Source organism: Microcystis sp. LE19-10.1B, from assembly GCF_027530565.1.
GTDB lineage: Bacteria > Cyanobacteriota > Cyanobacteriia > Cyanobacteriales > Microcystaceae > Microcystis > Microcystis aeruginosa.
In genome coordinates, this window is sequence record NZ_JAPZQM010000101.1 from 1 (window position 1) to 2,750 (window position 2,750).

General features: G+C 48.5%; 2 protein-coding genes. Both read left to right on the forward strand.

Going from position 1 to position 2,750, the window contains the following annotated elements:
• Positions 1-621 precede the first annotated feature (621 nt).
• On the forward strand, positions 622-933 hold the full coding sequence (gene groES / locus O9332_RS03375; RefSeq protein ID WP_072926587.1) for a co-chaperone GroES: 312 nt from the start codon (positions 622-624) through the stop codon (positions 931-933).
• Between the two features lie 46 nt (positions 934-979).
• Positions 980-2,605 carry a chaperonin GroEL gene (groL, locus tag O9332_RS03380; protein WP_002804201.1) on the forward strand — a complete coding sequence of 542 codons (1,626 nt, stop codon included), beginning with the start codon at positions 980-982 and terminating at the stop codon, positions 2,603-2,605.
• Positions 2,606-2,750 lie beyond the last annotated feature (145 nt).

The window sequence follows — 2,750 nt, forward strand, 5'->3', positions numbered from 1 at the left end:
GGAGTGATCAGGGGGAAATTCAGGGACTTTTTCCCTGAAAATTAGGTAATTGACCCCCTCAAAATCGGTAAAACCCCACACCCCACACCCCACACCCTACACCCTGCCCCTAGGAAAAACTTTTTCAGCAAACCCTAAATAGGGGTGGCTGAATAAATGTGAAATGTAGGCATGGTAAGGGTTTTGTGGCTTTTCTTGCGAAACAGGTGCAAGATTTTGAGAGAATCGTGCTTCAAAACCTAGCGTCTTCATCGGCCCGCGTCCTGTAGGGGCGAAGCATTCGGATAGAAAATCTACGGTTTCACCGATAGGTTATTGCCCGAATGCTTCGCCCCTACTTTTTCAGCCGACCCTAAATAGAGCATTTAATTGATTAATGCTCATTCTTAATTCTCCTGACGACCGACTCCTGAATACTGACTCCTGAATACTGAATACTGACTCCTAACCCCACCAACAAACTTATTCAGCAAACCCTAGCTTAACACCATAGTTCGGAAACCCGTACCGATCGAGCAGTTGTCAGGGGGCCTTGTATTTCGGTAAATTAGCACTCGGAAGGTAAGAGTGCTAATCTGGAAAAGACACTTACCCAAATACAAGAGAAACGGAGGATATTCCATGGCTGCAGTCAGCATCAACGTAACTACTGTTAAACCCCTAGGCGATCGAGTTTTCGTTAAAGTTAGCCCCAGCGAAGAAAAAACCGCCGGTGGCATTTTCCTTCCCGACGCCGCGCAAGAAAAACCCCAAATCGGGGAAGTCGTGACCGTCGGCACTGGCAAACGCAACGATGACGGCAGCCGTACCCCTGTGGAAGTGGGTGTGGGTGACAAAGTTCTCTACTCCAAATATGCCGGAACCGATATCAAACTTGGTGGCGAAGAATACGTTCTCCTCTCCGAAAAAGACATTCTCGCCGTCGTTTCCTAATCATCTACCCTTGAAAACCCCTATTTTGCACGAATAACGATACATTATGGCTAAATCTATTATCTACAACGAAGATGCCCGTCGCGCCTTAGAAAAAGGCATGGATCTTCTGGCCGAAGCGGTAGCTGTCACCCTTGGACCCAAAGGTCGTAACGTCGTCCTCGAAAAGAAATTTGGCGCACCCCAAATCGTCAATGATGGCATCACCATCGCTAAAGAAATCGAACTGGAAGACCATATCGAGAACACTGGTGTGGCTTTAATTCGCCAAGCCGCCTCAAAAACCAACGATGTAGCGGGTGATGGTACTACTACCGCCACCGTTCTCGCTCACGCTATCGTTAAAGAAGGTTTACGCAACGTCGCCGCCGGTGCTAACCCGATTTCTCTGAAAAAAGGGATCGATAAAGCTGCCGATTTCCTCGTCAGTCAAATCGCCAAACACGCGAAACCCGTAGAAGATTCCAAAGCGATCGCACAAGTGGGCGCTATCTCTGCCGGTAACGATGATGAAGTCGGTCAAATGATCGCCTCGGCCATGGATAAAGTCGGCAAAGAAGGCGTAATTTCCCTAGAAGAAGGGAAATCGATGACCACCGAACTAGAAATCACCGAAGGGATGCGTTTTGACAAAGGTTATATCTCTCCCTACTTTGTCACCGACACCGAACGCATGGAATGCGTTTTTGAGGATCCCGCTATTCTGATTACCGACAAAAAAATCGGTTTAGTGCAGGATTTGGTTCCCATTCTCGAACAAGTAGCCCGTCAAGGTAAACCCCTAGTAATTATCGCCGAAGACATCGAAAAAGAAGCTTTGGCAACCCTAGTGGTTAACCGTCTGCGCGGTGTTCTTAACGTCACTGCGGTGAAAGCTCCCGGATTTGGCGATCGCAGAAAAGCGATGTTAGAAGATATCGCCGTCTTAACCGGTGGTCAAGTAATCAGCGAAGATGCGGGTTTAAAACTGGAAACCACCAAAATTGATAGCTTAGGTACGGCCCGTCGTATCACCATGAACAAAGATACTACCACCATCGTCGCCGAAGGCAACGACGTGGCAGTGAAAACCCGTTGTGAGCAAATTCGCCGTCAAATCGAGGAAACCGATTCTTCCTACGATAAAGAAAAACTGCAAGAACGTCTGGCTAAATTAGCCGGGGGTGTGGCAGTGATTAAAGTCGGCGCCGCTACGGAAACGGAAATGAAAGACCGCAAATTGCGCCTAGAAGACGCGATTAACGCCACTAAAGCAGCCGTAGAAGAAGGTATCGTCCCCGGGGGTGGTACTACTTTAGCTCACCTGGCTCCCCAATTGGAAACCTGGGCCAAAGAAACCCTACACCATGAAGAATTAACCGGCGCTTTAATCGTTTCTCGCGCCATTGCTGCCCCCTTAAAACGGATCGCTGAAAATGCCGGCCAAAACGGTGCAGTTATTGCCGAACGGGTGAAAGAGAAGCCCTTTAATGTCGGTTATAATGCCGCTACCGGTGAGTTCTCCGATATGTTTGAGGCGGGTATCGTTGACCCCGCTAAAGTGACTCGTTCTGCCCTACAAAATGCCGCTTCTATCGCCGGTATGGTTTTAACTACCGAGTGTATTGTGGTGGATAAACCGGAAAAAGAAAAATCCGCTCCTCCCGCCGGCGGTGGTGACTTCGACTATTAATAATTAGGGTTTGCTGAAAAAGTACGGGCGAAGCATTCGGGCAATAACCTATCGGTGAAACCGTAGATTTTTTATCCGAATGCTTCGCCCCTACAGGACGCGGGCCGATGAAGACGCAAGGTTTTGAAGCACGATTCTCTCAAAA